At 57.6% G+C, this 23,844-nt stretch carries 18 protein-coding genes; 6 read left to right on the top strand and 12 right to left on the bottom strand.

Annotation, left to right across the window (positions count from 1 at the left end; all coding sequences use genetic code 11):
* Nucleotides 1-722: 722 nt before the first annotated feature.
* The 5 genes from AWB64_RS00635 to AWB64_RS00615 are packed head-to-tail and all read right to left on the bottom strand — an operon-like array spanning nucleotide 723 to nucleotide 5,145.
* A complete protein-coding gene (locus tag AWB64_RS00635) occupies nucleotides 723-1,643 on the bottom strand; it encodes a VOC family protein (protein WP_060816702.1) in 921 nt (306 codons plus the stop codon).
* Entirely contained in the window at nucleotides 1,640-2,554 is a 915-nt protein-coding gene (locus AWB64_RS00630; RefSeq protein ID WP_060816701.1) for an SMP-30/gluconolactonase/LRE family protein, read from the bottom strand. Before AWB64_RS00630 ends, AWB64_RS00635 begins: the two co-directional genes overlap by 4 nt.
* 10 nt (nucleotides 2,555-2,564) lie before the next feature.
* Nucleotides 2,565-3,023, bottom strand: coding sequence for a cupin domain-containing protein (locus AWB64_RS00625; RefSeq protein ID WP_060816700.1), 459 nt, complete (start codon nucleotides 3,021-3,023; stop codon nucleotides 2,565-2,567).
* A 24-nt stretch (nucleotides 3,024-3,047) separates the two neighbouring features.
* Nucleotides 3,048-3,545: a DoxX family protein gene (locus tag AWB64_RS00620; RefSeq protein ID WP_075643208.1), complete on the bottom strand. Its 498-nt coding sequence runs from the start codon at nucleotides 3,543-3,545 to the stop codon at nucleotides 3,048-3,050.
* Nucleotides 3,546-3,567: 22 nt separating this feature from the next.
* Entirely contained in the window at nucleotides 3,568-5,145 is a 1,578-nt protein-coding gene (locus AWB64_RS00615) for a GMC oxidoreductase (RefSeq protein ID WP_060816699.1), read from the bottom strand.
* Nucleotides 5,146-5,403: 258 nt separating this feature from the next.
* On the opposite strand from AWB64_RS00615, the gene AWB64_RS00610 reads away from it, so the two are divergent.
* From AWB64_RS00610 to AWB64_RS00600, 3 genes are all read left to right on the top strand, one after another.
* Entirely contained in the window at nucleotides 5,404-6,399 is a 996-nt protein-coding gene (locus AWB64_RS00610) for an SDR family oxidoreductase (RefSeq protein ID WP_060816698.1), read from the top strand.
* 26 nt (nucleotides 6,400-6,425) lie between these two features.
* Nucleotides 6,426-8,213 carry a glycoside hydrolase family 15 protein gene (locus tag AWB64_RS00605; RefSeq protein ID WP_060816697.1) on the top strand — a complete coding sequence of 596 codons (1,788 nt, stop codon included), beginning with the start codon at nucleotides 6,426-6,428 and terminating at the stop codon, nucleotides 8,211-8,213.
* A 131-nt stretch (nucleotides 8,214-8,344) separates the two neighbouring features.
* A complete protein-coding gene (locus AWB64_RS00600) occupies nucleotides 8,345-9,139 on the top strand; it encodes an SDR family oxidoreductase (protein WP_060817146.1) in 795 nt (264 codons plus the stop codon).
* Between the two features lie 25 nt (nucleotides 9,140-9,164).
* Here the strand turns inward: AWB64_RS00600 and AWB64_RS00595 are convergent, their stop codons facing one another.
* The 7 genes from AWB64_RS00595 to AWB64_RS00570 form a co-directional block, all read right to left on the bottom strand.
* A complete protein-coding gene (locus AWB64_RS00595; RefSeq protein WP_060816696.1) occupies nucleotides 9,165-9,521 on the bottom strand; it encodes a cytochrome o ubiquinol oxidase subunit IV in 357 nt (118 codons plus the stop codon).
* Entirely contained in the window at nucleotides 9,518-10,141 is a 624-nt protein-coding gene (locus AWB64_RS00590) for a cytochrome c oxidase subunit 3 (protein WP_060816695.1), read from the bottom strand. The genes AWB64_RS00595 and AWB64_RS00590 overlap by 4 nt, the downstream gene beginning before the upstream one ends.
* Nucleotides 10,138-12,180, bottom strand: a complete 2,043-nt coding sequence (locus AWB64_RS00585; protein ID WP_082850346.1) for a cbb3-type cytochrome c oxidase subunit I — start codon at nucleotides 12,178-12,180, stop codon at nucleotides 10,138-10,140. Before AWB64_RS00585 ends, AWB64_RS00590 begins: the two co-directional genes overlap by 4 nt.
* Before the next feature lie 65 nt (nucleotides 12,181-12,245).
* Entirely contained in the window at nucleotides 12,246-13,235 is a 990-nt protein-coding gene (locus AWB64_RS00580; protein WP_157766559.1) for a cytochrome ubiquinol oxidase subunit II family protein, read from the bottom strand.
* Between the two features lie 1,732 nt (nucleotides 13,236-14,967).
* Nucleotides 14,968-16,623 (bottom strand): hybrid sensor histidine kinase/response regulator, encoded by a 1,656-nt coding sequence (locus tag AWB64_RS00575; RefSeq protein WP_060816693.1) that lies wholly within the window; start codon nucleotides 16,621-16,623, stop codon nucleotides 14,968-14,970.
* 418 nt (nucleotides 16,624-17,041) lie between these two features.
* Nucleotides 17,042-17,317, bottom strand: a complete 276-nt coding sequence (locus AWB64_RS31440) for a hypothetical protein (protein ID WP_157766558.1) — start codon at nucleotides 17,315-17,317, stop codon at nucleotides 17,042-17,044.
* 28 nt (nucleotides 17,318-17,345) lie between these two features.
* Nucleotides 17,346-18,887, bottom strand: a complete 1,542-nt coding sequence (locus AWB64_RS00570) for a sensor histidine kinase (RefSeq protein WP_244163898.1) — start codon at nucleotides 18,885-18,887, stop codon at nucleotides 17,346-17,348.
* A gap of 1,381 nt (nucleotides 18,888-20,268) precedes the next feature.
* On the opposite strand from AWB64_RS00570, the gene AWB64_RS00565 reads away from it, so the two are divergent.
* The 3 genes from AWB64_RS00565 to AWB64_RS00555 are packed head-to-tail and all read left to right on the top strand — an operon-like array spanning nucleotide 20,269 to nucleotide 23,838.
* Entirely contained in the window at nucleotides 20,269-20,703 is a 435-nt protein-coding gene (locus AWB64_RS00565) for a hypothetical protein (RefSeq protein ID WP_060816691.1), read from the top strand.
* On the top strand, nucleotides 20,700-22,202 hold the full coding sequence (locus tag AWB64_RS00560; protein WP_060816690.1) for an ATPase domain-containing protein: 1,503 nt from the start codon (nucleotides 20,700-20,702) through the stop codon (nucleotides 22,200-22,202). The genes AWB64_RS00565 and AWB64_RS00560 overlap by 4 nt, the downstream gene beginning before the upstream one ends.
* Complete coding sequence (locus AWB64_RS00555; RefSeq protein ID WP_082850321.1) at nucleotides 22,120-23,838, top strand: diguanylate cyclase domain-containing protein; 1,719 nt, start codon at nucleotides 22,120-22,122, stop codon at nucleotides 23,836-23,838. The genes AWB64_RS00560 and AWB64_RS00555 overlap by 83 nt, the downstream gene beginning before the upstream one ends.
* Nucleotides 23,839-23,844: the final 6 nt, after the last annotated feature.

Here is a 23,844-nt window from a genome sequence, read left to right as displayed (position 1 = left end):
ATGGTCGTGCTGGCAATATTTATTCCTGCAACCCGGTGACTTCCCTAGGATTTTGACCTTCTTTATATATCGCTTCACACGTAGCAGAAGGTATATTTCCGAGGAACGACCGTGTTCCTGGCTACTACGCGCAGGAGTGAGCAGTGTTCAATTGTTCGCATAGGTTTTATTGAGCGTTATCTGCTTGCGAAATGGCTATCCGCTGGATGGCAGTGCTCTAACCTTGGGTTCTCGAACCGTGAGATTAAGGGCGAGTTAAGGTTTAGCGATTAAGGTTGTACGTATCGGGGCGCGAGTAGGTATTCTACTTGACAGTGGTAGAGACTGCGGCGCAATGCGTTAGTGCACGGGAGGGGACATAAATGGCCTTACATGTCAGCGCATGTTTGCGTTTTGAGGATAGTTTGGCGCAGCTGCCGGATGTCGTGCATTCGCGGCCCGATTGGATCACTGTCTAAAGCGAAACAATATCTCGTCCGGGCAGGCCGCCAGGCAGATCGGTGTGGCGACGCATGACGTGTCTTACTGGCATGCCGGCATTATCGCTCCGGGGCGCATAGCGTACCGGCGCCTCTCGCGATTGCTTAGCGTGGACGCGTTCTGGCTGTGCCTGGGGACAGAGGCCGAAGGCGCAGGTAGCGTTCCCTGAGGCGTCACGGTCTTCTCCGCCTGATGACGAATCGTTGTCGTATCCGCAGTATCTGCACCTTAAAACAAACGAGCTATTCGATAGCCCAAAGGAGATGATCATTGGGATCTCGAAACAGAAGGGCTGGTCTCCCGGACGCCGATCGGACGATTCGCGACGCGATGCCAAGTTCCGTCGCGAGACTGCGCACATCGCTGCAACGGATGACGATTCTGTCGCCAACGATGTCGGCGGGTTCGGCTCGTGCGTGATATGCCGACGCGATGGGGCGACGGTAGGAAAGCAATTCAAGATGAGGTGACAATTGAGACTTGGTCTGGAGAGCAACGACATCGACTATCGGGCTCTCAAGCGCATCCAGCGATCCCTGCTCGCTCCCAGAATTGGTTTCATATGCACTCACGGTTAGCCCTAGCAAGTCCTCGTAGAAGGCGATGCTCGACGCGGTGCTGGATATGGAAATGGCGGTATGGTCGATCCCAGCGCACACAGTTGATCGGGCGCCTTTGTGCCGGGCAGGCTGCAGCAATTCGAGCGGATGGCCATCCGGGTCGCGAAACTTGAAGGCCGTGACGCCGCCGCTGCTAACGGGCAGACGAATCGGCGTCGGATCGTAACTCGGATTGCGTGAAATTGCCGTCGGCAACACGGAGTCGCTGTCTTTACGATAAAGCCGCTTGAACGAGGCGTCGATATCCAAACAACGTACTGCTAGATGTTGAAACACCAGGTCCGCCGATGTGCTTGGCGACGGGTAGGGACGTACGTTCGGCCCGGCCTCGACAAGCTCGAGTTCTTCCTCGCCGAGTTGCAAGCGTTGCACGTTGATATAACGCGCGCCGAATCCAAGTTCAGCCGCGAGCGCTGGTTCCATGATGAACGCTGGACCGCAGACTTGGAAGCCGAGCCGGTCCTGATAGAACGCTATGCTCCGGTCGAGGTCCACGACGTTACGGCTGATGCGGATGATCTTGGTGATAGCCGCGAGTTTCATGGACGTTGCGCGCCGCGCTGATTGGTATAAATGGCAAACAAAGATTGCGAGGCGCAAATAAACAGGCGGCTGCGATTTCGCCCGCCAAAGGTCAAGTTCGAAACTGTAACCGGCACGAGAATTTTTCCGAGCAATTCACCGGATGGCGAAAGGCAGTGCACGCCATCCGCTGCGCTCGACCATATATTGCCGTCTTCATCGCAGCGAATGCCGTCCGCGAAGCCGGGATCGATTTTGTGAAATAAGTTCGGTTCGGAACAGGAAATAGCCGCCGCGTTGACGTTCATCACGGCAATGTGCTGGACCGGAGTTACATCAAATTGGAGACCGCTCTCGCAGACGTAAAGGCGGGTCTCGTCCGGTGAAAAGCACAGCCCGTTGGGCCCTTCGAACTGGTCCGAAATCACACGGATTTCTCCCGTATCAGGTATCAGCCTGTACACGCACGCGGGACGTTCAGATTCCTGCTTGCCGCCTTCATAGTCCGTCTGGATGCCATAAGGCGGATCCGAGAACCAGATCGTGCCGTCACTTTTCACGATCACATCGTTGGGTGAATTGAGGCGCTTGCCCTCGTATCGGTCCGCCAGCACGACGAGGCGCCCGTCCAGTTCGGTGCGGGTAATGCATCGCCCACGGTGGGAACATCCGATCAGCCGTCCCTGGCGATCGCGTGTATGCCCGTTGGCGAAGTCCGACGGCTGCCGGAAGACGCTGACGCCGCCGCTTTGCGTCCAGCGCATGATCCGGTCGTTGGGCAGGTCACTGAACAGGAGGCAATCCAGATCGGCGAACCACACTGGCCCTTCGAGCCAGCGGAACCCGTCGCCGAGCAACTCAAGCGGTGCGTTTGGAAGGACCATCGCCTTGAAGCGTGGGTCGATGATCACCACATTCGAATGCGTGGTCATGAGTCCGCCGCTACCGGAAGTGTCCCGGCCGATGGACCGGATCGACGTGCAACTGAACCGTCATGAGCACCGCCGGCTCGTTGCCGATCGTGCCCGAACGATGACCCCTGCGGCCGTCGGCACTGGCGATGCTGCCTTGGTCTTCGCCCAGCGAGAGATCGCCCGGACCCATTTCGATGCGCGCACCGTCCATGGACTCGACCCACCACCGGCCGGAGAGGGGAACGATCCATTGCGGCGCCGGGTTCTCGTGCCATTCGCCGATCCAGCCCACGGGCTGCACTGTAATGACGACGGTCGCATCCGAGCGATCCTGTTTGTCGTTCCATTGCGGTGCGGCATTGCCAACGCCCTTCAGCTCGAACTTATCCAACTCGCAGCGCACCTGATGACTGACGCCTGCGTCGTCTGTCCACAAATGCCAGTAACGGACCTTCGGGGATGAGTTGTTTGTTTCGGAGGCGGACATGGGGATTCTCGCGAAGTTGGTTATTTACGGCCGGGAATTGTTGATGGAAATCGATGCAGCCGGTATCGTCACCGCGTCTGCGTAAGGCACCGTGGAGAGCGGATGCTCCAGTACCGACAGGGCGCTCACAGGTATCCCGCCGATCACGATCAACAACAGTCCGCCAACCAGGCCGAAATTCTTGAGGAAATCCCAGAAGTGGCTGCGTCCCTCGCCAGCCTTGGACCAGAAGTGCGGGTATTTCCAGAAAGGGTGATACAGGAGAGCGGTGACGGCACAAAAGCCCGCGAGTACGAATGCCGCCAGCCGATCATGCCAGCAGATCACGATGCATACCGGTGTCACGAACTCCACGACGATGGCGATCACGATCAACACGGCGCCGCCCGGCAAAATGGATGACGTCGCCTGCTGCATCGCTTCCTTCCAGTGGACGATCTTGTCGAAGGCACTGAACGGAAACATGAGCACGAGACACACCCGCGCGATCAGTGGAACGGCAATCAGGTTGAAAAAATCCACGTTTGTTCCTTTCCGGTGGCCGTCATGCGGCTACCGGCTTTACGCCCAAGCGCTCGCCGATCCGCTCGGCGACACGAAGCGCGTTGGCGATGATCGTCAAGGTTGGATTGACTGCCCCGATCGATGGAAAGAAGCTCGCGTCGGTGACGTACAGATTGTCGAGTTCGTGTGCCTTACAATTCACATCCAGTACAGATGTGGCAGGGTCGGTGCCGAAGCGCAGCGTCCCCGCCTGATGGGCGGTCCCGCCGATGGGGATGTTCTTCCCCAGATACAGTTTGCGTTCCATCATCTTCGCGTGCGCGCCCGCGTCGGCGAGCAGCCCTTCAAGTTTCTTCTTGAGCCGATGATGTGCTTCCATGTTGCCTTCCTCGATCTCAAGCACGATGCGCTTGCCGTCGTACCGGATGCGGTTCTCGGGGCGGGGCAAGTCCTCCGTCGACAGCCAGAAGTCCATCGAATGACGCGCCATGGTCTCGAACGGCATTTCCGGTAGCCATTCGAGCCAGCCCGGCAGCGCCTCGCCCCGGATCTGGTCGGCGTGGGAAGTCGCACACATCTGGATCAGACCGAGCGGAAACTCCCAGTCGTCCGCGCCGAAATAGAAGTCGCTGATAGCCAGGGTTTTTTGAAAAATCGTGTCGTTCGGCTCGCGCATGAGCGCCATCAGGATGGACTGATTATGACGCATGTAATTGCGGCCTACCTGATCGGAGCCGTTGGCCAGACCGCCGGGATGTTTGTCGTTACTGGAGCGCAACAGCAACAGCGCCGATGACAACGCCCCACAAGCGACCACGACGATATCGCCCGTGTAGCGCTCTTCCATGCCAGCGTGGTGTAGGAAAACACCCGTAATCGTCCGTCCGGCTGCGTCGGTTTCAAGCCGGCTGACGTACGCGTTCGTCATCAAGGTGAGGTTTGGGTAGGCTGCGAGTGCCGGATCGACGCACATCACCTGTGCATCCGCCTTGCCGTTAAGCAGACACGGGAAACCATCGAAGGCATCGCAGCGTATGCACGTGCTCGTCGGCGTTACCTTGCTGTCCTTTTCATCGAGCAGTATGCCGAGCGGCAGGTGAAACGGATGCAGACCTGCCTTGAGCAGCGACTCGTTGAGCGCCTGGACATGTGGCTCGTGGGAGACGGCTGGATAGGGAAACGGGGTACTTGAGCGTGGTTCGCAAGGATCCTCACCGCGTTGCCCGTGGACGTGAAACAGGCGTTCTGCTTCCCCATAGTACGACTCGAAATCGGCGTATTTGAGCGGCCACGCGGGCGAGACGCCGTCCTTATGCTGTAGCTCTTCGAAATCGCGCTCGCGCAGCCTGAAGAGCGCCGCACCATACACCTTCGAATTTCCGCCGACATAGTAGTGCAATCCAGGCTGAAACGTACTGCCATCGCCGCCATACCATGTCTCGCGCGTTTGATACATGCCCTCGACGAATACCGTTTTCGAATCCCAGTTCGCGGGTTCGCGCTTGAGGTAGTCGCCTCGCTCCAGCAGCAGGATTCGCTTGCCTGTGGAAGCCAACTTCTGTGCGAGGGAGGCGCCGCCCGGTCCGCTTCCGATCACGATGACGTCGTAGTGATTCATAAGTCCCCTTGCGATCGAAAACACGATGATTTGGTCGGCCGGCGCATAACATTCCGGAATACAGGTTTTGATGCAAGAAGCAAACCTGTGGGTCTTCCGTAATATTTCGTGATCCTTAAATCTGAGCTCCTTAGCGGAAACGTTCCGGTACGGCGCTTGCTGCATACAATGACGTACATTCCCGTTGCTCGATTTCAAGTCGTTTGAACCGTCAGCAGCACGCGAGCCCCATCCAGCATATTTCATCGGTCTAACAGCATGACAAAAGTAGTTGTGGTGACGGGAGGAAGTGCGGGCGTCGGCCGGGCGACAGTCGAAGAGTTCGCCCGTCAAGGCTACGACGTCGCGCTATTGGCGCGAGAACCTGATCGCCTGGCGCGCGTGGCCGCGGAGCTCGAGAGCCGCTACCCCATTCGTGCCCTCGCGATCGCCACGGACGTTGCCGATGCCGATGCCGTCGAGTCGGCCGCCGCGCGCACGGAGGGAGAGCTTGGCCCGATCGACGTGTGGGTGAACGTCGCGATGGCCACTGTGTTTGCACCGGTCTCCAAGCTCACTGCACAGGAATTCGAGCGCGGCACGCGAGTCACCTATCTCGGTCAGGTTCACGGCACGATGTCGGCATTGTCGCGTATGCGATTGCGCAATCGCGGCACGATCGTCAACGTCGGGTCAGCGCTCGGCTATCGATCAGTGCCGCTGCAATCGATCTATTGCGGCGCGAAATTCGCGATTCGCGGTTTTACGGATGCGCTGCGCTCGGAAATCATCCACGACAATCTGAAGGTGCATTTGACGATGGTCGATCTGCCGGCAGTGAACACGCCGCAGTTCGACTGGGCGATGAACAAGATGGGTGTGAAGGCAAAGCCCGTCGCGCCGATCTTCGAGCCGGAAGTGCCGGCGCGCGCGATCTTTTTCGCCGCGACACACAAGCGGCGCGAAGTCTGGGTCGGCTTCCCGACCGTGAAAGCGATTTTGGCGAACCGGATCGCGCCGGGGCTGATCGATAAATACCTGGCGTCGGCGGGCTATGAGGGTCAACTGACCGATGTACCGCTCGAGAAGGGCGCCCCGGCCAACCTATACGAGCCGGTACCAGGAAATTATGGCGCGCACGGGCGGTTTGATCGTGAGTCGAAGGTAGGTAGCTTAGAAATGTTCACCGACCGACACCGCTCTGCGTTTTGGCTGCTTGCGGCGGTGGGACTCGTCGGCGGACTTCATTTGCTCGCCAAGAAATACAAAGTCTGAATGAAATCGCTCAGGATAAAACCGCGATGAGCAAGCCGATCGAAGACTATGCCCTCTTGGGTGATGGCGAAACTGCCGCGCTGGTCAGCCGCGATGGCTCGATTGACTGGCTGTGTTGGCCACGCTTCGATGACGATGCCTGTTTTGCCGCCTTGCTCGGTACGCCGGAAAATGGTCACTGGTCGATGGCGCCAGTTGCGTCGGTGATCTGTCAGAGCCGCCGCTATCAGCAAGACACGCTCGTCATGGAAACCGACTTCGAGACGGAGGATGGTGCCGTACGGGTCATCGATTTCATGCCAATGCGCACCACGTTTTCATCCGTCGTGCGGATCGTCGTCGGGCTGCGCGGAAGAGTGAACATGCGCTCGACTTTGCGCCTGCGATTCGACTATGGCGCACTGCCGCCATGGTCGACGGCAGAAGGTGACAGCATGGTCGCCAAAGTCGGCCCCGATCTCGTGATCCTACGCGCGCCGATGCCACTCGAGGTCAAGTCACATGTCACCGAAACCGAATTCGAGGTCCAGGCTGGAAGCCGGCTCGCGTTCGTGATGAGCTACGGGCCATCCCATCTGCCGCCGCCTGCCGCCATCGATGCCGAAGCCGCGTTATTGGCGACTCGGGAGTTCTGGTGCAACTGGATCGGCCGGTTCGACGATTCAAAGACCCACAGGCCTCACGAGGTGCGCCGCTCTCTCCTCACGCTCAAGGCGTTGATCCATCAGTCGAGTGGTGGATTGATCGCGGCGCCCACGACATCGTTGCCCGAAGCACCGGGTGGCAAGATGAACTGGGATTACCGCTACTGTTGGCTGCGCGATGCGAGCTTTACCTTGGGAGCACTTCTCAATGCCGGCTTTCACGGTGAAGCGCAGGCCTGGCGGGATTGGTTGCTGCGTGCCATCGCCGGCTCGCCGGATCGAGTGAGGATCATGTATCGCGTCGACGGCGCGCGGCATCTGGCCGAGTGGACCGTCGACGCGTTGCCAGGATATCGTTATTCGCAGCCGGTGCGTGTGGGCAACGCCGCGTCGACACAGCATCAGATCGATGTCTTTGGAGAGGTGCTCGATTGCCTAGACCTCGCTCGGCGGGGTGGCGTGCCGGCATCGGAGCAGGAAGCTGCGGTCGCGCTGAAGATCGTCGAGCACCTTGCTGCGATGTGGGACAGCGAAGGTTCGGGCGTCTGGGAGTCCCGTGCCGAGCCGCGGCACTACACTTACTCGAAGGTGATGGCGTGGGTCGCATTCGACCGCTTTATTCGCCACCATGAGGCGTCCGGAACTGTACGTACGGTTGATCGGCAAGCGCTCGATCGTATTGTTGCCTTGCGTTCGAAGATTCACGAACAGGTTTGCCGTGACGGCTGGAATGAAGGTTTAGGCAGCTTCACGCAGCACTATGGCGGTCAGGAACTCGACGCGAGCCTGCTGCTGCTTCCACTAATGGGCTTTCTGCCGGCCGACGATCCCCGCATGGCCGCAACCATTGCCACGATCCAGCGAGAGCTGTCGGAAGGCGGCCTGATTCGCCGAACGAAAGCACGCCAGGGCGGCCCGAGCGAAGGCGTGTTTCTCGCGTGTTCATGCTGGATGGCTGATTGCCTGATTCTGCAGGGACGCACCGATGAAGCAAGGGCGCAATTCGAGCGTGTACTTGCCGTGAGCAACGATCTCGGGCTGTTGTCGGAAGAGTACAACGTGCCGGGCAAACATCTCGCCGGCAATTTTCCGCAGGCGCTGACCCATCTTGCTATCGTCAATACTGCGCTGAATCTTTGCGGTCCGACGCTCAACCGGGGTGGCAGTTGATATCGCACACCGCCCATATATGACCAATCAATCAACGTTCCGGAGTGTCCATGACCGATGTAACCCCTAAAGATCCTTCCGCGCCGGCAGCTCCAGACGCCCGCCGTTTGCCGCATCCCACGCCCTATCCGATGCTCGCGGGGCAACCAGCCCTTGTCACCGGCGCGAATTCCGGCATCGGAAAGGCGGTCGCCCTGGGGCTTGCCCGCGCGGGTGCGGATGTGATCGTCAATTACGTGACGGATCCGGAGGCGGCAGAGGAGGTCGCCCACGAGATAGAAAGCCTCGGGCGACGTGCGATCGCGCTTCAAGCTGATGTTAGCAAGGAAGACCAGGTACAGGCGATGTTCGTCCGTGCCATCGAACATTTCGGTACCCTCCACATCGTGGTTAGCAACGCGGGATTGCAGCGTGATGCGCCGTTCGACAAGATGACGCTGGATCAATGGAACACGGTGATCGGAGTCAATCTGACCGGACAGTTCCTCTGCACGCGGGAGGCGGTCAGGGAGTTCAAGCGGCGAGGCGTCGACGAAGCGGTATCGGTTGCGGCGGGGAAGATCCTATGTATGAGTTCGGTGCATCAGGAGATACCGTGGGCGGGTCATGCCAACTATGCCGCGTCCAAAGGTGGTGTCATGCTGCTTATGAAAAGTCTCGCTCAGGAGGTCGCGCCTTACCGCATCCGCGTCAATAGTCTCGCGCCCGGGGCCATTCGCACGCCGATCAACACGGAAGCGTGGAGCACGCCCGCAGCCTATGCCGACCTGATGACATTAGTCCCCTACAAGCGCATTGGTGAACCTGATGACATTGCGCAGGCTGCGGTTTGGCTTGCGTCCGACGCGGCTGATTACGTAACTGGCGCGACGCTTTTTGTGGACGGTGGGATGACCTTGTACCCAGGATTTGCAACCGGCGGCTGATTGAGACAAACAGCACCCTGAAGTATCAAGCGGCGGGCATCGCCATCCGCAGTGCCAAGCTCGCCATGATCCAGATCGTGCCCGCCACCATGATCGTCAACAGCAGCGCCGAGAACAGGATTAGCTGCAGATCCTCGCGCTTGTGGGCAAAGCTGATGTGCAGGAAACAGCGGAAGTGTATGAGGATCTGTACCAGCGCGAATACGCCAATAACAATCAGCATCGTCAAACGCGGCAAGCCCGCCCAGTGCAGTAACGCAAACGGCAACGCAGTGAGCAATAACGCGATGCCTGCGCCCCAGACGTACGATCGGAACTCTCGATTTTCCTCTTCCCGCATTGGGGCCAGCCCGCCCACGCCGTCGTTTAGTGGCTCGCTCATGTCAGCCCCGCCAGGTACACCACAGAGAAAATCGCGACCCAAACAATGTCCAGAAAATGCCAGAACAGCGCGAGTCGCATAATGCCGAGCTTCGTCTTGGTATCGAGCCCGTAGCGGGCGATTTGACCCACGAGACAGATCAGCCAGATGCAGCCTCCGGTGACGTGAAGCCCGTGTAGGGGCACCAGGTCGAAGAAGGCGGACAGAAAACCGCTGCGGCTGGGCACGCCTCCCTTCGCGAACATGTCGCTGAAATCGTGCAGTTCCAGACACAAGAAGGCGACTCCCAGTATCAGCGTTACCGCTAGCCATCCGACCAGCCGCAGCGGGGTGTGCCTGTACTTGAGGGCGAGCGACGCCATTCCGAAAGTGACGCTACTCGCCAGAAGCAACAACGTCTCGATCAGGACGCTATTGATATCGTAAAGCTGGTGAGGGCCGGGGCCGCCAGCGGTGGCATGCAACGAGGTAACGTAAGTCGCGAACACCATGCCGAACAGGATTGCGTCGCTCATGAGGAACACCCAGAAGCCGAACATCAGGCTTTCGGCTACTTCGTGATCCTTGCCGTGCGCGGAGTTCAGATTTAAGCCTGGGTATTTGGCGGCTTCGCGGCTCATGGCACCGCCCCGTCGATTTGATGTTCGGCCAGACCGTTATTGGCCGGCGTGCGTTCGTCGGCACGGGATATGGCCGTGGCACCGGTAACAGCATCGAGCCAACGATGATGTTCCGCTCGCACGTCCTGTGCGTTGACAATGCGCGTGGTGTCTCGCGTGAAGCCGCGGACGACCATTGCGGCCAGGGCGCCCAGACAAGACACGATCACCATCCACCAGATATGCCAAACCAGGCCAAAGGCGAGCGCAAAGCCGGTGGCTGCTATAGCCGGCCCCATCGCGCTATTCTTGGGTACCTCGATATCTTCGTACGTTTCGTGCCGTCGATAAGCACTGCCGGACTCCTTGGCGATTGTGAATGCATCGCGCGTGGTGACCCGCGGAATCATCGCGAAATTGTATTCTGGTGGGGGAGCTGAGAGTGACCACTCGAGACTGCGTCCATCCCAAGGGTCGCCCGCAAACACCCGATTTGCATCACGTTGCTTGATGGATACCCACAACTGCACGACCAGTGCCGTCAGGGCTACGACGACAATGACGGCACCGAGCAAGGCGACCATCTCCAGCGGCACGTAGGCGGGCTCGGAGTAGGACACGGTGCGGCGTGGCATGCCCATCAATCCCAACGCATAGAGTGGAAAGAACGCCAGCATGAAGCCGACGATCCAGCATAGCGCGGAAATTTTCCCCCAACGCTCGTTAAGGCGAAAGCCGAAAGCCTTGGGAAACCAATAATGGTAGGCAGCGATCATTCCGAACAGCACCCCGGGAACCGCGACGTTGTGAAAGTGCGCGACCAGAAAGACGCTGTTGTGCACCTGGTAGTCGATGCCGGGGTCGGCAAGCAGAATTCCGCTCATGCCGCCCAAGACGAACAGCAGCATGAAGCCAATGGAATAGATCATTGGCACTGTAAATCGAATCCGCCCGCGAAACATCGTGAGCATCCAGTCGTAGATCTTTACGCCGGTGGGAATGCCGATCAGCATCGATGCGATGCCGAACACCGCGTTGATATTAGCGCTCTGGCCCATGGTGAAAAAATGATGTAGCCAGACGGTGAATGACAGGACCGCGATGGCCATGGTGGCCATGACGAGCGCGCGGTAGCCGAAAAGCGTCTTGCCTGAGAAAGTCGAGATGACTTCGGAGTAGACACCGAACGCCGGCAATATCAAGATGTAGACTTCCGGATGGCCAAATAGCCAGAACAGATTGGCGAAGTGCATCATATTGCCGCCAAGCGCATTGGTGAAATAGTGAAAACCGAGGTAACGGTCCAGCGCAAGCTGGGCTGTGGCCACAGTCAACGGTGGCATGGCAAATACCATGAGGATGCTTGTGCAGAGAGCGGTCCAAGTGAACAACGGCATACGCATGACCGTCATCCCTGGCGCGCGTAGTTTGTAAATGGTGACCGCGAAATTGATGCCGGTAAAGGTGGAACCGAGCGAAGCCAGCGAGAGTGACCAAATCCAGTAATCCGGTCCTACTCCGGGACTGAACGTGGCCTCTGTGTAGGGCGGATAGCCGAACCAGCCTCCGGTCGAGAACGTGCCGAAGCAAAGCGAAATCATCACCAGGGCCGCGCCGGCAGCAGTCAATCCGAGGCTGATCGAATTGAGTACGGGAAAAGCCACGTCGCGCGCGCCGATCTGTAGCGGCATGACGTAGTTGATGACCCCCGTGAGAAAGGGCATCGCCATGAAAAAGATCATGATGGTGCCGTGCGTACTGAACAGCTGCGCAAAGTGATCCGGCGAGAGAAAGCCACCGCCGAGACCGAACGCCTGTTGGGTACGCATCAACAGGGCCTCAATCAGCGCACGCGCGAGCATCACGAAGGCCAGCACGACGTACATGATGCCGATCTTCTTGTGGTCTGGGCTGGTCAGCCAGTCCGACCAGAGCACGCCCCATTTCCGGTAGCGAGTGATCAATGCAAAGGTGACGATGGCACCAATCACCACCATCGATGCTGCTCCTGTGGCGATGATGCCGTTGATCACGTTTGCTTCGCTGGGGTCTTGCAGCATCTGCCAGAACGGCAGGGAATTTAGGCTCAGCCGTCCCAGCGGATGCGCAAAAACGTAGGGAAGGCTCACGGCTTTTGCTCCACAGAGGGTAAGTTCGCGTTTCCAACTAGATGTACCGCTGTGGATGGTGCGGTATGAACGGTCGTCTGAGGCTCGGCCACGTTACCGTCCATGGTTGCTCTGACGACGGTGGAGAAAACGTCGGCTTCCGCGTTGTTGAAATAAATGCCGCCATCGCTGGCTTGACTTTGTCCCAGTGCGGCCGTGAGTTGCGCGCGGGTCGTGCGTTCGGAAATCAGCTTGAGCGTGCTTGCATCCAGTGGCGCGCCGTGAGCCCGGGTATGTTTCACCCAGTCGTTGAATGCATCGGGCGTCATCGCCACAGCGGTGAATCGTTGCTGGTGAAAGCCGTCGCCGTTGTACATGGTGTTTTCGCCCATGAAGCGGCCAGGTTTGTCCACTTGCAAGTGCAACTGTGTGACCATGCCGCCCATAGCGTAGATCTGGCTGCCCAGTGCGGGTATCTGCAGCGACTGCATTACTGTGGCGGAGGTTAGCTGCATCGCCACGGGCTGCCCTGCGGGCAGCGGCAGCACGCCGATGCTGGCCACACCCTGGTCCGGATAGATGAATAGCCATTTCCAGTCGTAACCGATTGCTTGTACGCGGAGTGTTGGCGTCTTGGAGGCCAGGGGCTTATACGGATCAAGCGCGTGCGTGCTACGCCAGACAAGCACGGCCAATAGCGCCACGATCACCGCAGGGCCGCTCCACGCAACGACTTCCAGAGTTCTAGAGAACGCCCATTTAGGCGTGTAGCGCGAGGATTTGACGCCAAAGCGGTAGCGCCAGGCAAGCCACGGGATGAGGACAAAGATCGGCAACGCAACAAAGATCGCCAGCAGCGCCACCATCTCAACAAAGTGGGTACGCTGTATGGATGCCACGGGGCCCTGCGGATTGAGAAAACTGAGATGGGTGTTGCCGGCGCAAGAACTGAGCATGAGCAGGGCAGCGTAAGGAAAAACGTAGCGGGAAACGGCTGCGACTTTCACGAATGGCGTCCCCGATGGAAAGGGATACGTATCGATCGATGGCTCGCTCGGGCATCCCGGCTTCGGTTGATGCGCAAGACCACGATGTCGGTTGTCAAAATTCACCAATTAAGATCCGAGTACCCCTGCGCCCTGCCGGACCAGCATTCTGGTGCCGGCGCCTTGGCAGATCGAGTAGGGCTGGCCACGGCCGAAGCACAGCGGCTTGGCGCCCTTATCGAGAAATCGTGAGCAACCGGTCGGTCAGAATATGAGATTTTGCCGCAATAACGACGAGGCGCCGATCAACGCAGACGGAGCTCTGTAGTAATTCCTCCGTCCGTCAGCAAGAACGAGGCTCGGTGTTCTGCGATTTCGCAGCATTTACTGTACCCGGCGGTGGCTTTGCGGAAAATGTGCCACTCGGCGCGGTCGAAGGCGACCTCCGCGCAAGCCTGACAGTTTGCCATGTGCAACATGGGCTGCAGCAAGAGTTCAAGCTTCCAAAGGTCCGTCGGAGCCCATAGGTCCGAAGATTGCTAAGGGGAGTAATGGACGGCCGACTCATAGCTTTACATTCAGGACGAAATAATGAAGTACGTTCTTTGCAGTTCGCTGTTGTTTGCGCTCAGGTCGGTGCATGCGGCTACGTTATTAGGCGTGAACCTGGCAACGCCTATCTCCCAACTGCCGAAATGCGACACAAGTGCACCACCGTGTTTGCACGCCATCGCACCGGATGTTTATACGCTCCGGATGCAAAGCCGACCGTCCTGGGCTCGCGGAGTGATTACAGTTACGACAATCAAAGGGCGTGTCGCACAGGTGTTTATCGAATCCCAAACGCCGGTGCGCCTGCCCGTGGGCGGTCCGCTCAGTGACAGGGTAAAGGTTCACGCAGGAAATCACTGGGTATATTGGGGCGGTGCCACGGCGACCTATGTTGCAAAGATGCCTAGGACACGGACCGGCGACATATCAATTGCGGTTATGCCCCCGCCGCTGACTATCGGAAGCCATCCTCAATCACCTGCGCAGTAACCGGAGCATCAGCCGTTACCACAGCTGCCAACATAACAACGGTGGCGTCCCATATTGGCTGTGTAACGGACGCTCCTCAAATCTCCATAGCTGACCGAAGCCGGGCCGATAACTGTCGTTTCCGGGCACGCCTATATCTGTTGAAGTGAATTAGATGAATGACCCTCATCCGGCGTGAGAATAGGAGCATGTGAGCTAATCTCTGGCGAGAGGGCCGTCCGGTATCGGCGCCGATGTTACAAATTGGGTAAACCGTAAGCGGTTTTTGAAGGCTGCCTTTGCATGGCGCGGCTGATTCATAGAGGATACGTGTGCATGTTCAACGAACTCGGACATGGGCGTGCGAGATGAACGATTGCAGAACCTAGACACAATGTATTAAGCCTGCTGTAGTTCAAGCGACGCGGGTTAAGCTTGAGGCTCAAAAGAACCGAAGGCTCAGAGCCGCAATTGAGGAGAGCAGGTCCAATACTTTGTGTCTAGTGGTGGGTTGCAAGCAGGGCGGCCGGCGTGGCTACGACGAAAGGGCAAAACGCGAACTGTTACAGGCGTGCCTCATAACAGGCGTGTCGATAGTGCAGACGGCCATTGATCGCGGTATCAACCGGAACCTTGTCCAGACAGTATCAGCACAAACCGCATCGCCGGCTGGTTCGTCAGCGCTATGACAGAATGCGTGAGACTCGGTTTGACCAAATCCCTGGGCGGGGAGTTAGGGACGAGAAGCAGCCCGGGCTGACTTACTTGCTTGCAGGCGAGATAATTCCCTGTCGAGTTGTTCCAAATCCACGGGCTTGGAAAAGTGTGCGTCAAAACCTGCTTGGAAAGCAGTTTCCCTGTCCTTTTCGCTCGCGTAACCAGTAATAGCGATAAACGCGGTTGGAATCAGCGAGTTCAGTTCGCGCAATCTCTTGATCAATTCGTAGCCGTCGGTGTCAGGTAGCCCGATGTCGCTTAAGATAATGTCAGGCTGGCGCTGTGCCACCATTGCCACCGCATCAGAAGCGCGGTAGGCCACGCGTACGTTGTGACCTGAGAGGTCATAGTAGAGCGCAAGAGCATCGGCCGTGTCGACGCTATCTTCGACGATCACAATATCGAGCGGCACGAACTGTTCGTGTTCCTTAAGGCCCACGCTCGGCGCTTGTTCTGGTGGGTTCGTCCGTTTAAGCGCGAGAACGAATTCGCTTCCCTTTCCAGGACCGTCGCTCGTAACGCTCAATGATCCGCCATGCCATTCCGCGAGTCGTCTCGACAATGCGAGCCCGAGGCCCATGCCGCCCTTTGCGCGGTCGAGAGGCTGTTTCGATTGCCCGAATATCTGGAAGATCTCGTTCATGTCGGCTTCGGCGATCCCTATTCCCGTATCGCGCACGCGGATCGCGACGGTCGCATCGGTTTCCTCAACAGTGAGGTTGATAGCGCCGCCCGCCGGCGTATATTGCGCGGCGTTGGTTAGAAGGTGCGAAATGACGAGGGGGCATTGTGTGCGATCTGCACTCACCCATGGCGCGTCGCCAACAATGCGCCATGAAAACGAATGCTGACCTTCCAAGATGGCGGCTTGGCTCATTTCAATCGCGTGTTCCAGGAGCGTTTTCACACTTATGGGTTCGAGATGGAGTTCAAGTGCACCGAACGAAACAAGTGAGGTGGAAAGCAGATGATCGACGATTTCACCCATATATCGAACGTGCCGATAAATCAGCGTTTTTGCCCACATGCGCTGATCGAGTGTGATGCCTTTGCGGTTCAGAATTTGAACGGCTGTCAAGATCGGTGCGAGCGGTGCGCGCAGTTCGTGAGCAAGCATCGCGAGGAAACGGTCGCGATTCTCTTGCGCCGACTCAAGCTGTTCTTCCAGCGCAGCTATTCGTAACTGGGGTAGCCTGGCCTCAAGGTGCGCGACTATCTGCAGCGCAAGCTGCCGCAACGTGCGTATGTCCCCTTCGTCGACGGCGCGTGCAACGTGATCGATCACACACAGCGTACCCAGCGCGGCTCCGTCAGAAGTGCGAAGCACGATCCCGATATAGAACCGCACCTGACGCTCGTCGGTGATGCTTATATGGTGACGAAACGACTCGTCTGCTAAGGTATCCGGAATGACGAGCGCGTCCCCGGTGAGCAGTGCGTGGGAACATAACGCCTCATGATGCAGGTAATGCCTGCGTTCGCTCCCCCATGCAGCTTTGCACCAGACGCGAACGTCATCGACGAAGTTGATCAATGCGACTGGCGCACGTAGAAGTTTCGCAGTGAGTTCGGCTAAACCATCGAAGTGAGCTTCGGCGAGCGTGTCAAGAATATCAATCGAACGAAGTCGCTGGAGCCGAAGGGGGTCGTCGAGGCGAAGGGCGGATGACATGGTACGGACCCGCTTTTCGAATAGTGTCGATTAATGAGCAATACTCGTGCCTGTGGCGCGCCTATCGTCGCAAAAGAGTTCTTCTTTTACGCGAGGGTGATGGCGTCAACAATAAGAAAACCTAAATACAGAGAGAAACGTTCCTTGCCTAACACGCTCGCGGTCGAATGAACAACCGCTTCCGACGGTCGTCGTGAACAAAGATCAGGCCGAAGGTCGGTGAAGGTCAAGGGTAAGGAGAATTGACGTTGTAGGCAGTGTGACCGTCTATACGGTGTTGGTTTGCACGGAATGCTGACCTACCGCGTCAGGTGGGGGATGCGGACAAAATCAACATGCACGGCCCAAAGAGGTAAAAGAAGACATTCAACAAGGCGTTGGGAAGCCAAAAAGAACGACGGCGACGCCAAGGAAACGATCAAGAAAGAGCATGCCCCGCCATAGGGCGAAGCATCGGTTTGGGCGCGCGGGCCACCCATCGCAATGCGTTGAACCCTAATGTTCTGCTTACAGAGAAACATGTCGGCCGCGAGCCGGCATAATCGGTCAGCATTGAACTCTGTGCTGACACCACTTGACAGCGGGCCGCCAGATAATGCCAGACGCGTATATAGGCGAACGCGCTTGCAAATGCCTCGGCATAAGCTCCGGCCAGATCGGCACGCAAGGTCACGATGGCGGTGCCGTCAAACATCCAGAGGAGTGCGACCGCACCTCGCAGACTATCTTACCGCCTTAAATTTCACCGAGATTTTGCTGAAAGGGACGGAGCGATCGACTGCAATCGCGTCTTGCCCGAAGCCGGAATACGTCTTCACCAGCCTCATCCCGAGGCCGGTTCCCTGTGGCTTCGGGAACGAGTCCGGAAATCCATCTCCTTCGTCACAGACGACGAGTTCAACGGCGTCTGTGGTCCGCTCCAGCGTGACGCTCACTTTTCCCTTTCCGTATTTCAATGCGTTGGTCACAAGCTCGCAGGCAATCAGCCCGAGCGGAGCAAGCCGCGCTGCGGGAAGAATTAATGACTTCGCCGACAGTTCGATGGGCCGGTCATTGAATCCTGCACGCAGATCGTCGATCAGGCCTTCCAGATACAACGCCGCATCGGTGGCTTCGGCTCCGTCTGCCATATAGAGGCGCTCGTGGACCGAACCGACTGTCGAAACCCGGCGGGCGGCAATTCTCAATTGGCTCTTGACTTCCTCTTCGACGGCCAGGTTTGCTTGTAAAAACAAAAGTGTTTGTACGAGTTGAAGGCTGTTACGCACGCGGTGGTGCACCTCCTTCATCATCATTTCGCTCGAGTCGAGTTGATTTTCACGTGCTTCGCTAAGTTGCGCCAGGGTTTCCTCGTGTCTGCGGCGTTCCGTGATGTCACGCGCAACCGTGACAACGCGCTCGATCTTGCCGTCGTTTGAGACGATTGGTGCAATCGATACGTCCCACCATCGGGGTTGTCCCTTCTGTGTTGGCCGAGAAGCTTCGAAGCGGACCGACTCGCCCGCGAACGCGTGTTCGAGGGCGTGTTCGACCTGTGCACAGGCAAGTTCAGGCCACAACGTGAGCCAGGGTTTTCCTTCGACAAGCGTCGGGTCATCAATTTCCATTTGCTGAAGGGCGCTTAGGTTCATGAACTCAATTGCACCGTTCTGCGACAAGACCTTGATGCTGTCCGGGCTGGCGTTGAGTACGCTTGCGGAAAACGCCTCGGACGCATGCGCGTGCGAGTCGGCCATAAGCCGTTCCAGCGTCATCGAGATGACGTTGGCCACCCCCTCAAGAAAGACGAGGTCGCTTTCAGTAAACTCGTCGCCGTCGGGACTATCCGCTTCGAGCACACCCCAGCTTGTCGGCGTGCCTCGAATCGGCACATTAATCGCCCGTTCAATGCCGTATTTCATCAAGATTTCAGGCGTGCGAAACCGATGCTCCTGGCCCAAATGATTGGAAATCACCGGCCGACCGTTTGCGAAGGCGAATCCCGCAGGACTGGCATCGTCGGCGCCCAACCGCGTGTGTCCGATATCCGAGCGATCCCAACCCACCCCGGTTTCCAGCACGAACTCGTTATCGTCCGGTAGATACTTGAGAACCTTTGCGAAACGTGAATTCATGCCTTGTGACACCACTTGGCATGCTTCACTCAGGACAGCTTCGGGTCGGGGCTCTTTCAATGCCCACATGCCGAAGCGCACGGCCAACTCGTGCTGACGGCGCAAGCGGGTCGCGGAAATCTGTGTCGCGCTCCTGACCACTTCGGACATCGGTAAATTTTCCATTTTTGTATCATTTGATGGCATTGAGCCGACCCGCTATTGTGACCGATTTCAATACATGCGCGCCCATTCGCCCATGAGCCTATTCCACGTTGTTACTGCAGAGCGAACGATGATCACCTCTCACGCGAACGCTGCGAGGGGTTGACAACGCCTCGCAAGATGCAAAGGTCTATGAAGAAACGATCTCAGAGCTCAATTCGCGCTGTACGCAAGGCGACATTCATTATGGTATCGGTTGCGCCGAGTCGCGCCTGTCAGCCGATACCTGGCCATCATCCAGGGCGCGATCGTGAGGGCCGTAGCGCCATCACTCCGCCCCGCAGCACGCCGCCGGTGTGCCCGACAAGTTCAAGCTACAAGCGTTTGTCGCCTCAAAAGCCAGCGTCGCCACGGAGAGGGCGTTAAGCAGTTCATGAGCGAAAACCCCGGTCGCTGTTTGGCTTCCTGTGTCCGCCGTTCATCCGCGGCATGGTCCCGCAGATAGCGCAATTCGGTGACAGCAGCGGCGGTTGCATTATCAAGGCGACGCTTTAGCATCAAACCCGTCAACCTGAGATGGCGCGTCGCCTTCATGGACCGGTCTCCACTCGCTCGGCAGAGATCGCCGTTCGCGGACCCAATGATCAACCGCTAATGCAAGAAAGAGGTTATGACCGTGTTTTGGCCGCTGATGTCTACTATCTCCGACATTGCGACGGTGTCGCTTACAAAACAATGGATTTACGCAGCGGACAATTCGACCTAAATCGGCTAGTTGGCGACCAGCACCGGGGCGAGCAATTAACTGTAAGGAGCTTTCAGCGGTCTCACTGAAGCGCGCGATCCGTTGCTTAAACCGGGAGAATTTGATATTTCATTGACTCAAGATGCGTAAACTTTTCGTCATGAGACGTTTCTCCCTCGCGGGCACGCTCGGTGCTGAAGCAGAGCAGTGGAGAGTTTTTCCGACATCCGCTCCGAGCACTTCGTGGGGCCTATCGTCAGTTGTTGACATAGCGCTGTTGTTGCTGAATTCGCTGTAGAAAATCCCTGACCGAGCGGCTGTCACATGGGACGACGGCAACGAAGGGCGGTTTTTCCCTCTAATTGGGTAGATGCGAAGGTTCCCGCGTTGCGGCGCAGGGTTCGCGGTCAACCGCTGACGGATGGCTACGCTCGGCTGGCTGTGGCGACGCTTCGGCCGCTGGAACTTTGACGAAAACATGTAATGCGCGTTTTCAAACCTTCCCGGTGAAAAAGGGAGGACGGCAGTCGGAAGGCAGCATTTCCGCTGACGCGCGGCCCTTCGCGTTTGCCGATCCGTCCCGCCCCTGCCAATCATGGCGATTCCCCGGTAGGTTACTATGCAGCAAACTACGAGCGACTCATGTCCATCGAAAACCGAGAGGGCCCCCGAATTGTGTCGACTCTTGCGCTGCGCGTCGGACGAGCTGCAAATTCGACACAAATCGCCGAGGCAATCGCTCAAATATGGAGCGACGCAGAATCCGCACTGATACCGATCATTGGACGGGAAGGGGTCGCTGCGCTCTTGCGACGAAGCCTGTTTCTGTCCGCGTCTGTGCATCCGTGGTTCTTGGACCTTTCCAAGAATGACAAGAAGCCCCTAGATTTCAATGCCCTCAAATTGCTCATTGCAGACCGGACGGCGGATGAGGCATTCGCTGGCGGTACGACTCTGTTTTTGCAATTCTACGGATTGCTGACAAATCTAATCGGTCCCTCACTCGCCGAGCGAATACTCGAATCGGCGTGGGTCGACTCATCAAGCGGCGAGACCGCGCAGGATCACTCGTTATGAATGCCAAAGTGAAAATTAACCGCTTGGCGACCGGTGTCCCAGGATTGGATGAGGTGCTCGGCGGTGGTCTTCCGGAGTTCTCCTTCAATTTGGTCGCGGGTCCGCCCGGCTGTGGTAAGACAACGCTCGCCCATCAGATCATGTTTGCTCTTGCGACGCCGGAGCGTCCGGCACTCTATCTCACGGTTCTGGGTGAACCACCGCTGAAGATGTTGAGGTATCAGCAACAGTTCGACTTTTTCGACAACGACGCGATCAATCGCTCGGTACGATTTGTCAATCTAGGCGACGACACCCAGGAAGGCAACTTGGATCAAGTGTTGACGCGCATCATTACCGAGGTCGAAAGTTATTCGCCCGCGCTGGTGTTTATCGATTCGTTTCGCTCGGTGGTGCTTTCCGGGAGCGCACCTAGCGATCAGCAGAATGAGCTACAACAGTTCATGCAGCGGCTTGGCATGGTGATGACGAGTTGGCAAGCCACAACCTTTCTGATCGGTGAGTATTTTACTGAGATCGATACGAACCCGGTCTTCACGGTGGCAGACGGATTGATCTGGCTTCGTCAAAGCGTTCAGCGCAATTCAATGGTGCGCAAGTTGGAAATCATGAAGCTGCGCGGTCAGGCAACGCTCCCTGGCTTGCATTCGTTTCGAATCACCGACGCCGGCATTAATGTTTTTGCTCCTGCAAGAGCCGCGATAGCGGACGTAGGTGAGCAAGAGGACGGCGAGGATGTCCGCGTACCTTTGGGTACCCCCCGGCTTGATGAGATGTTAATGGGCGGTCTTCCAAGAGGGTATTCGCTGCTCGTTGCTGGTCCTTCTGGTTCGGGCAAAAGCATCCTCGCTGCGGGATTTCTTGCCGAGGGGGCTCGCCTCGGTGAGACCGGCGTGTTCGTGGCATTTGAGCAGCGGCGAAATCGGCAGCGAAACGGTGTCTTGGCCAAATTGATTGAATCCGGGCAGGTGGGATTGGTTGATACGCGCGCACCAGATATTTCGATCGATGAGGTTGTTATCTTGTTGCGAAATGAGATTCGCAAACGCAAAGCAACGCGTGTGGTGATCGATTCGCTATCGGGATTCGAGCTCGCTTTGGCACCGACCTTTCGAGAGGACTTTCGAGAATCACTCTTGCAACTCGTCTCAGCGCTCGCCGCAGAGGGCGTGACTGTGCTGATGACTTCCGAGTTGGAGGATCGGTATTCCGACCTTCGTTTCAGCCCCTATGGCACGGCATTCCTGACGGACGCGATCATTGTGCAACGATATATTGAGGTCGGGAGTCGCTTGCGTCGTGTGATGGCGGTGGTGAAGGTCCGGGGCAGCGGGCATTCGGATGAGTTGCGCGAGTACACCATCGATGACAGCGGCATTTGTATCGGGGAGATGCTGTCGGATCAGGAAGGGCTGCTTGGCGGCCGGCCAACCCGCAACCGCCAACGCAGAGATTCGTCCGGAAATCCGCCGCTTCACCAGCCGGACGGTAATCCATAAGGACGCTGTCGTGACCGAACCTGAAGTGCGCGGACCAGGTGCTATAAGCGCTGCCGATGCCGAACTGGCGAGCCTTCGCCGGCAGGCGGACGACTTGCGAGCCGAGCTTTTAGCGCTGCGCCAGGCAGTCGCAGAAGCCGAGCGCAGGCTGGGAAGTCTCCAGGCAACGGATTATCTCCAAGAGGCGAACGAAAAGCTTGTAATCGCAGCACTCAGGGCGCAGTCCGAGTCCGAGACCTCCGCCCGCGCGTTCGATGAGGTATCGAAAAGTCATGACATCGACGCGTTGACGGGACTTCCGAACCGTAATGTTTTCTTCGACCGTCTTGCACGGGCAAGCGCCGAAACGAAGGCCAATGGACAGCGACTGGCAGTGCTATTTATTGACTTGAACGGTTTTAAGCAGGTCAACGACACACGCGGGCACGCAGTCGGAGACCACGTTTTGAAGCAAGCGGCACAACGGCTGGTCGCATTGGCTCGGGTAACAGACACCGTGTCCCGCTGGGGTGGGGACGAGTTTCTCGTGCTGCTTACCGACATCTCGCCCGGCGCTGCTGCTATCGCTGCCAGCCGGATCGTTGAAGGCCTGACGTTTCCGGCGCACATTGGCGAGGACGAGTTGTGGCTGACGGCGAGCGTCGGCGGTAGTATTTATCCCGATGATGCCGACGATATTCAAACCCTTGTAGATCGAGCGGATGCCGCGATGTATCGCGCCAAGCGGCGGGGGCACGGCAACGGCGGGTATGCTTTCCACAATAATGATGCACTCGCCTTTGATCACCCGCGCGCGGGTACGGATTTGATCATGAAGCGGGCGACCGAATTCGAACTTACGACGCTTCATCCCGCAAGGTATCTAGATCTCAAAGAGGCGAACGAACAACTGGTAATCGCCGCAATCGGGGAACAAGAATTACGGGCGGCCGCCGAGCAAGCCTTGCGCAAACAGCATGAATTCGTTGCTGTCGTAGCACATGAATTGCGTAATCCACTCTCACCCATACTTGCCGCCGCGCAGTCGCTCGGTCGAACTGGAACGAACGGATCACCCGCACCCAGGGCTCAAGCGATTATTGAACGACAAGTCGCTCAGATGTCGCGACTGGTGAACGATCTGCTCGACATGTCGCGCCTGACGACGGGTCGGTTCACACTTGAGAAAGAACATGTCGACCTGACCGGCATCGTTGAAATGGCGATCGAGAACTGCCGTCACCTAGTGAACGCCCGTGCCCAAGAGTTGACTGTATCTAAACCTCAGTCTACGTTGAATGTTAATGGCGATGCTGCGCGCTTGGCTCAGGCTTTGAGTAACCTACTGGACAATGCATCGAAGTACACTCCAAACGGAGGAGCAATCGACCTTGAAGTAAAAGTTGATGATCCATCGGTTGTGATAACACTTTCGGACACGGGGATTGGAATCACCGCCGAGGCGCTGCCTCATGTGTTTGAACCCTTTCTACAGGATACTCATGCGATTGCTTTTAATGATGTGGGCCTTGGCATTGGACTCACGGTTGTACGCGAACTGATCACCGCTCACGGGGGCACTGTGATAGCGCAGAGCGCTGGACGCGGCTCGGGCAGTTGCTTTGTCGTTACCCTTCCGCTTGCCCGTCAACCATAGCGTTTT

Origin of the sequence: Caballeronia sordidicola (genome assembly GCF_001544455.2) — a bacterium.
GTDB lineage: Bacteria > Pseudomonadota > Gammaproteobacteria > Burkholderiales > Burkholderiaceae > Caballeronia > Caballeronia sordidicola.
Note: the sequence above shows the minus strand (reverse complement) of the source record. Positions and strands in the feature narration are given on the sequence as shown.

What these genes read in the sequence shown, in the direction of transcription:
- AWB64_RS00615 (WP_060816699.1), bottom strand. Translation starts at nt 5,145, where the DNA reads ATGAATCACTACGACGTCATCGTGATCGGAAGCGGACCGGGCGGCGCC.
- AWB64_RS00565 (WP_060816691.1), top strand. Translation starts at nt 20,269, where the DNA reads ATGTCCATCGAAAACCGAGAGGGCCCCCGAATTGTGTCGACTCTTGCG.
- AWB64_RS00560 (WP_060816690.1), top strand. Translation starts at nt 20,700, where the DNA reads ATGAATGCCAAAGTGAAAATTAACCGCTTGGCGACCGGTGTCCCAGGA.
- AWB64_RS31440 (WP_157766558.1), bottom strand. Translation starts at nt 17,317, where the DNA reads ATGTTTGACGGCACCGCCATCGTGACCTTGCGTGCCGATCTGGCCGGA.
- AWB64_RS00575 (WP_060816693.1), bottom strand. Translation starts at nt 16,623, where the DNA reads ATGTCATCCGCCCTTCGCCTCGACGACCCCCTTCGGCTCCAGCGACTT.
- AWB64_RS00605 (WP_060816697.1), top strand. Translation starts at nt 6,426, where the DNA reads ATGAGCAAGCCGATCGAAGACTATGCCCTCTTGGGTGATGGCGAAACT.
- AWB64_RS00585 (WP_082850346.1), bottom strand. Translation starts at nt 12,180, where the DNA reads ATGCTGCAAGACCCCAGCGAAGCAAACGTGATCAACGGCATCATCGCC.
- AWB64_RS00600 (WP_060817146.1), top strand. Translation starts at nt 8,345, where the DNA reads ATGCTCGCGGGGCAACCAGCCCTTGTCACCGGCGCGAATTCCGGCATC.
- AWB64_RS00610 (WP_060816698.1), top strand. Translation starts at nt 5,404, where the DNA reads ATGACAAAAGTAGTTGTGGTGACGGGAGGAAGTGCGGGCGTCGGCCGG.
- AWB64_RS00635 (WP_060816702.1), bottom strand. Translation starts at nt 1,643, where the DNA reads ATGAAACTCGCGGCTATCACCAAGATCATCCGCATCAGCCGTAACGTC.
- AWB64_RS00630 (WP_060816701.1), bottom strand. Translation starts at nt 2,554, where the DNA reads ATGACCACGCATTCGAATGTGGTGATCATCGACCCACGCTTCAAGGCG.
- AWB64_RS00570 (WP_244163898.1), bottom strand. Translation starts at nt 18,887, where the DNA reads ATGTCCGAAGTGGTCAGGAGCGCGACACAGATTTCCGCGACCCGCTTG.
- AWB64_RS00625 (WP_060816700.1), bottom strand. Translation starts at nt 3,023, where the DNA reads ATGTCCGCCTCCGAAACAAACAACTCATCCCCGAAGGTCCGTTACTGG.
- AWB64_RS00590 (WP_060816695.1), bottom strand. Translation starts at nt 10,141, where the DNA reads ATGAGCCGCGAAGCCGCCAAATACCCAGGCTTAAATCTGAACTCCGCG.
- AWB64_RS00595 (WP_060816696.1), bottom strand. Translation starts at nt 9,521, where the DNA reads ATGAGCGAGCCACTAAACGACGGCGTGGGCGGGCTGGCCCCAATGCGG.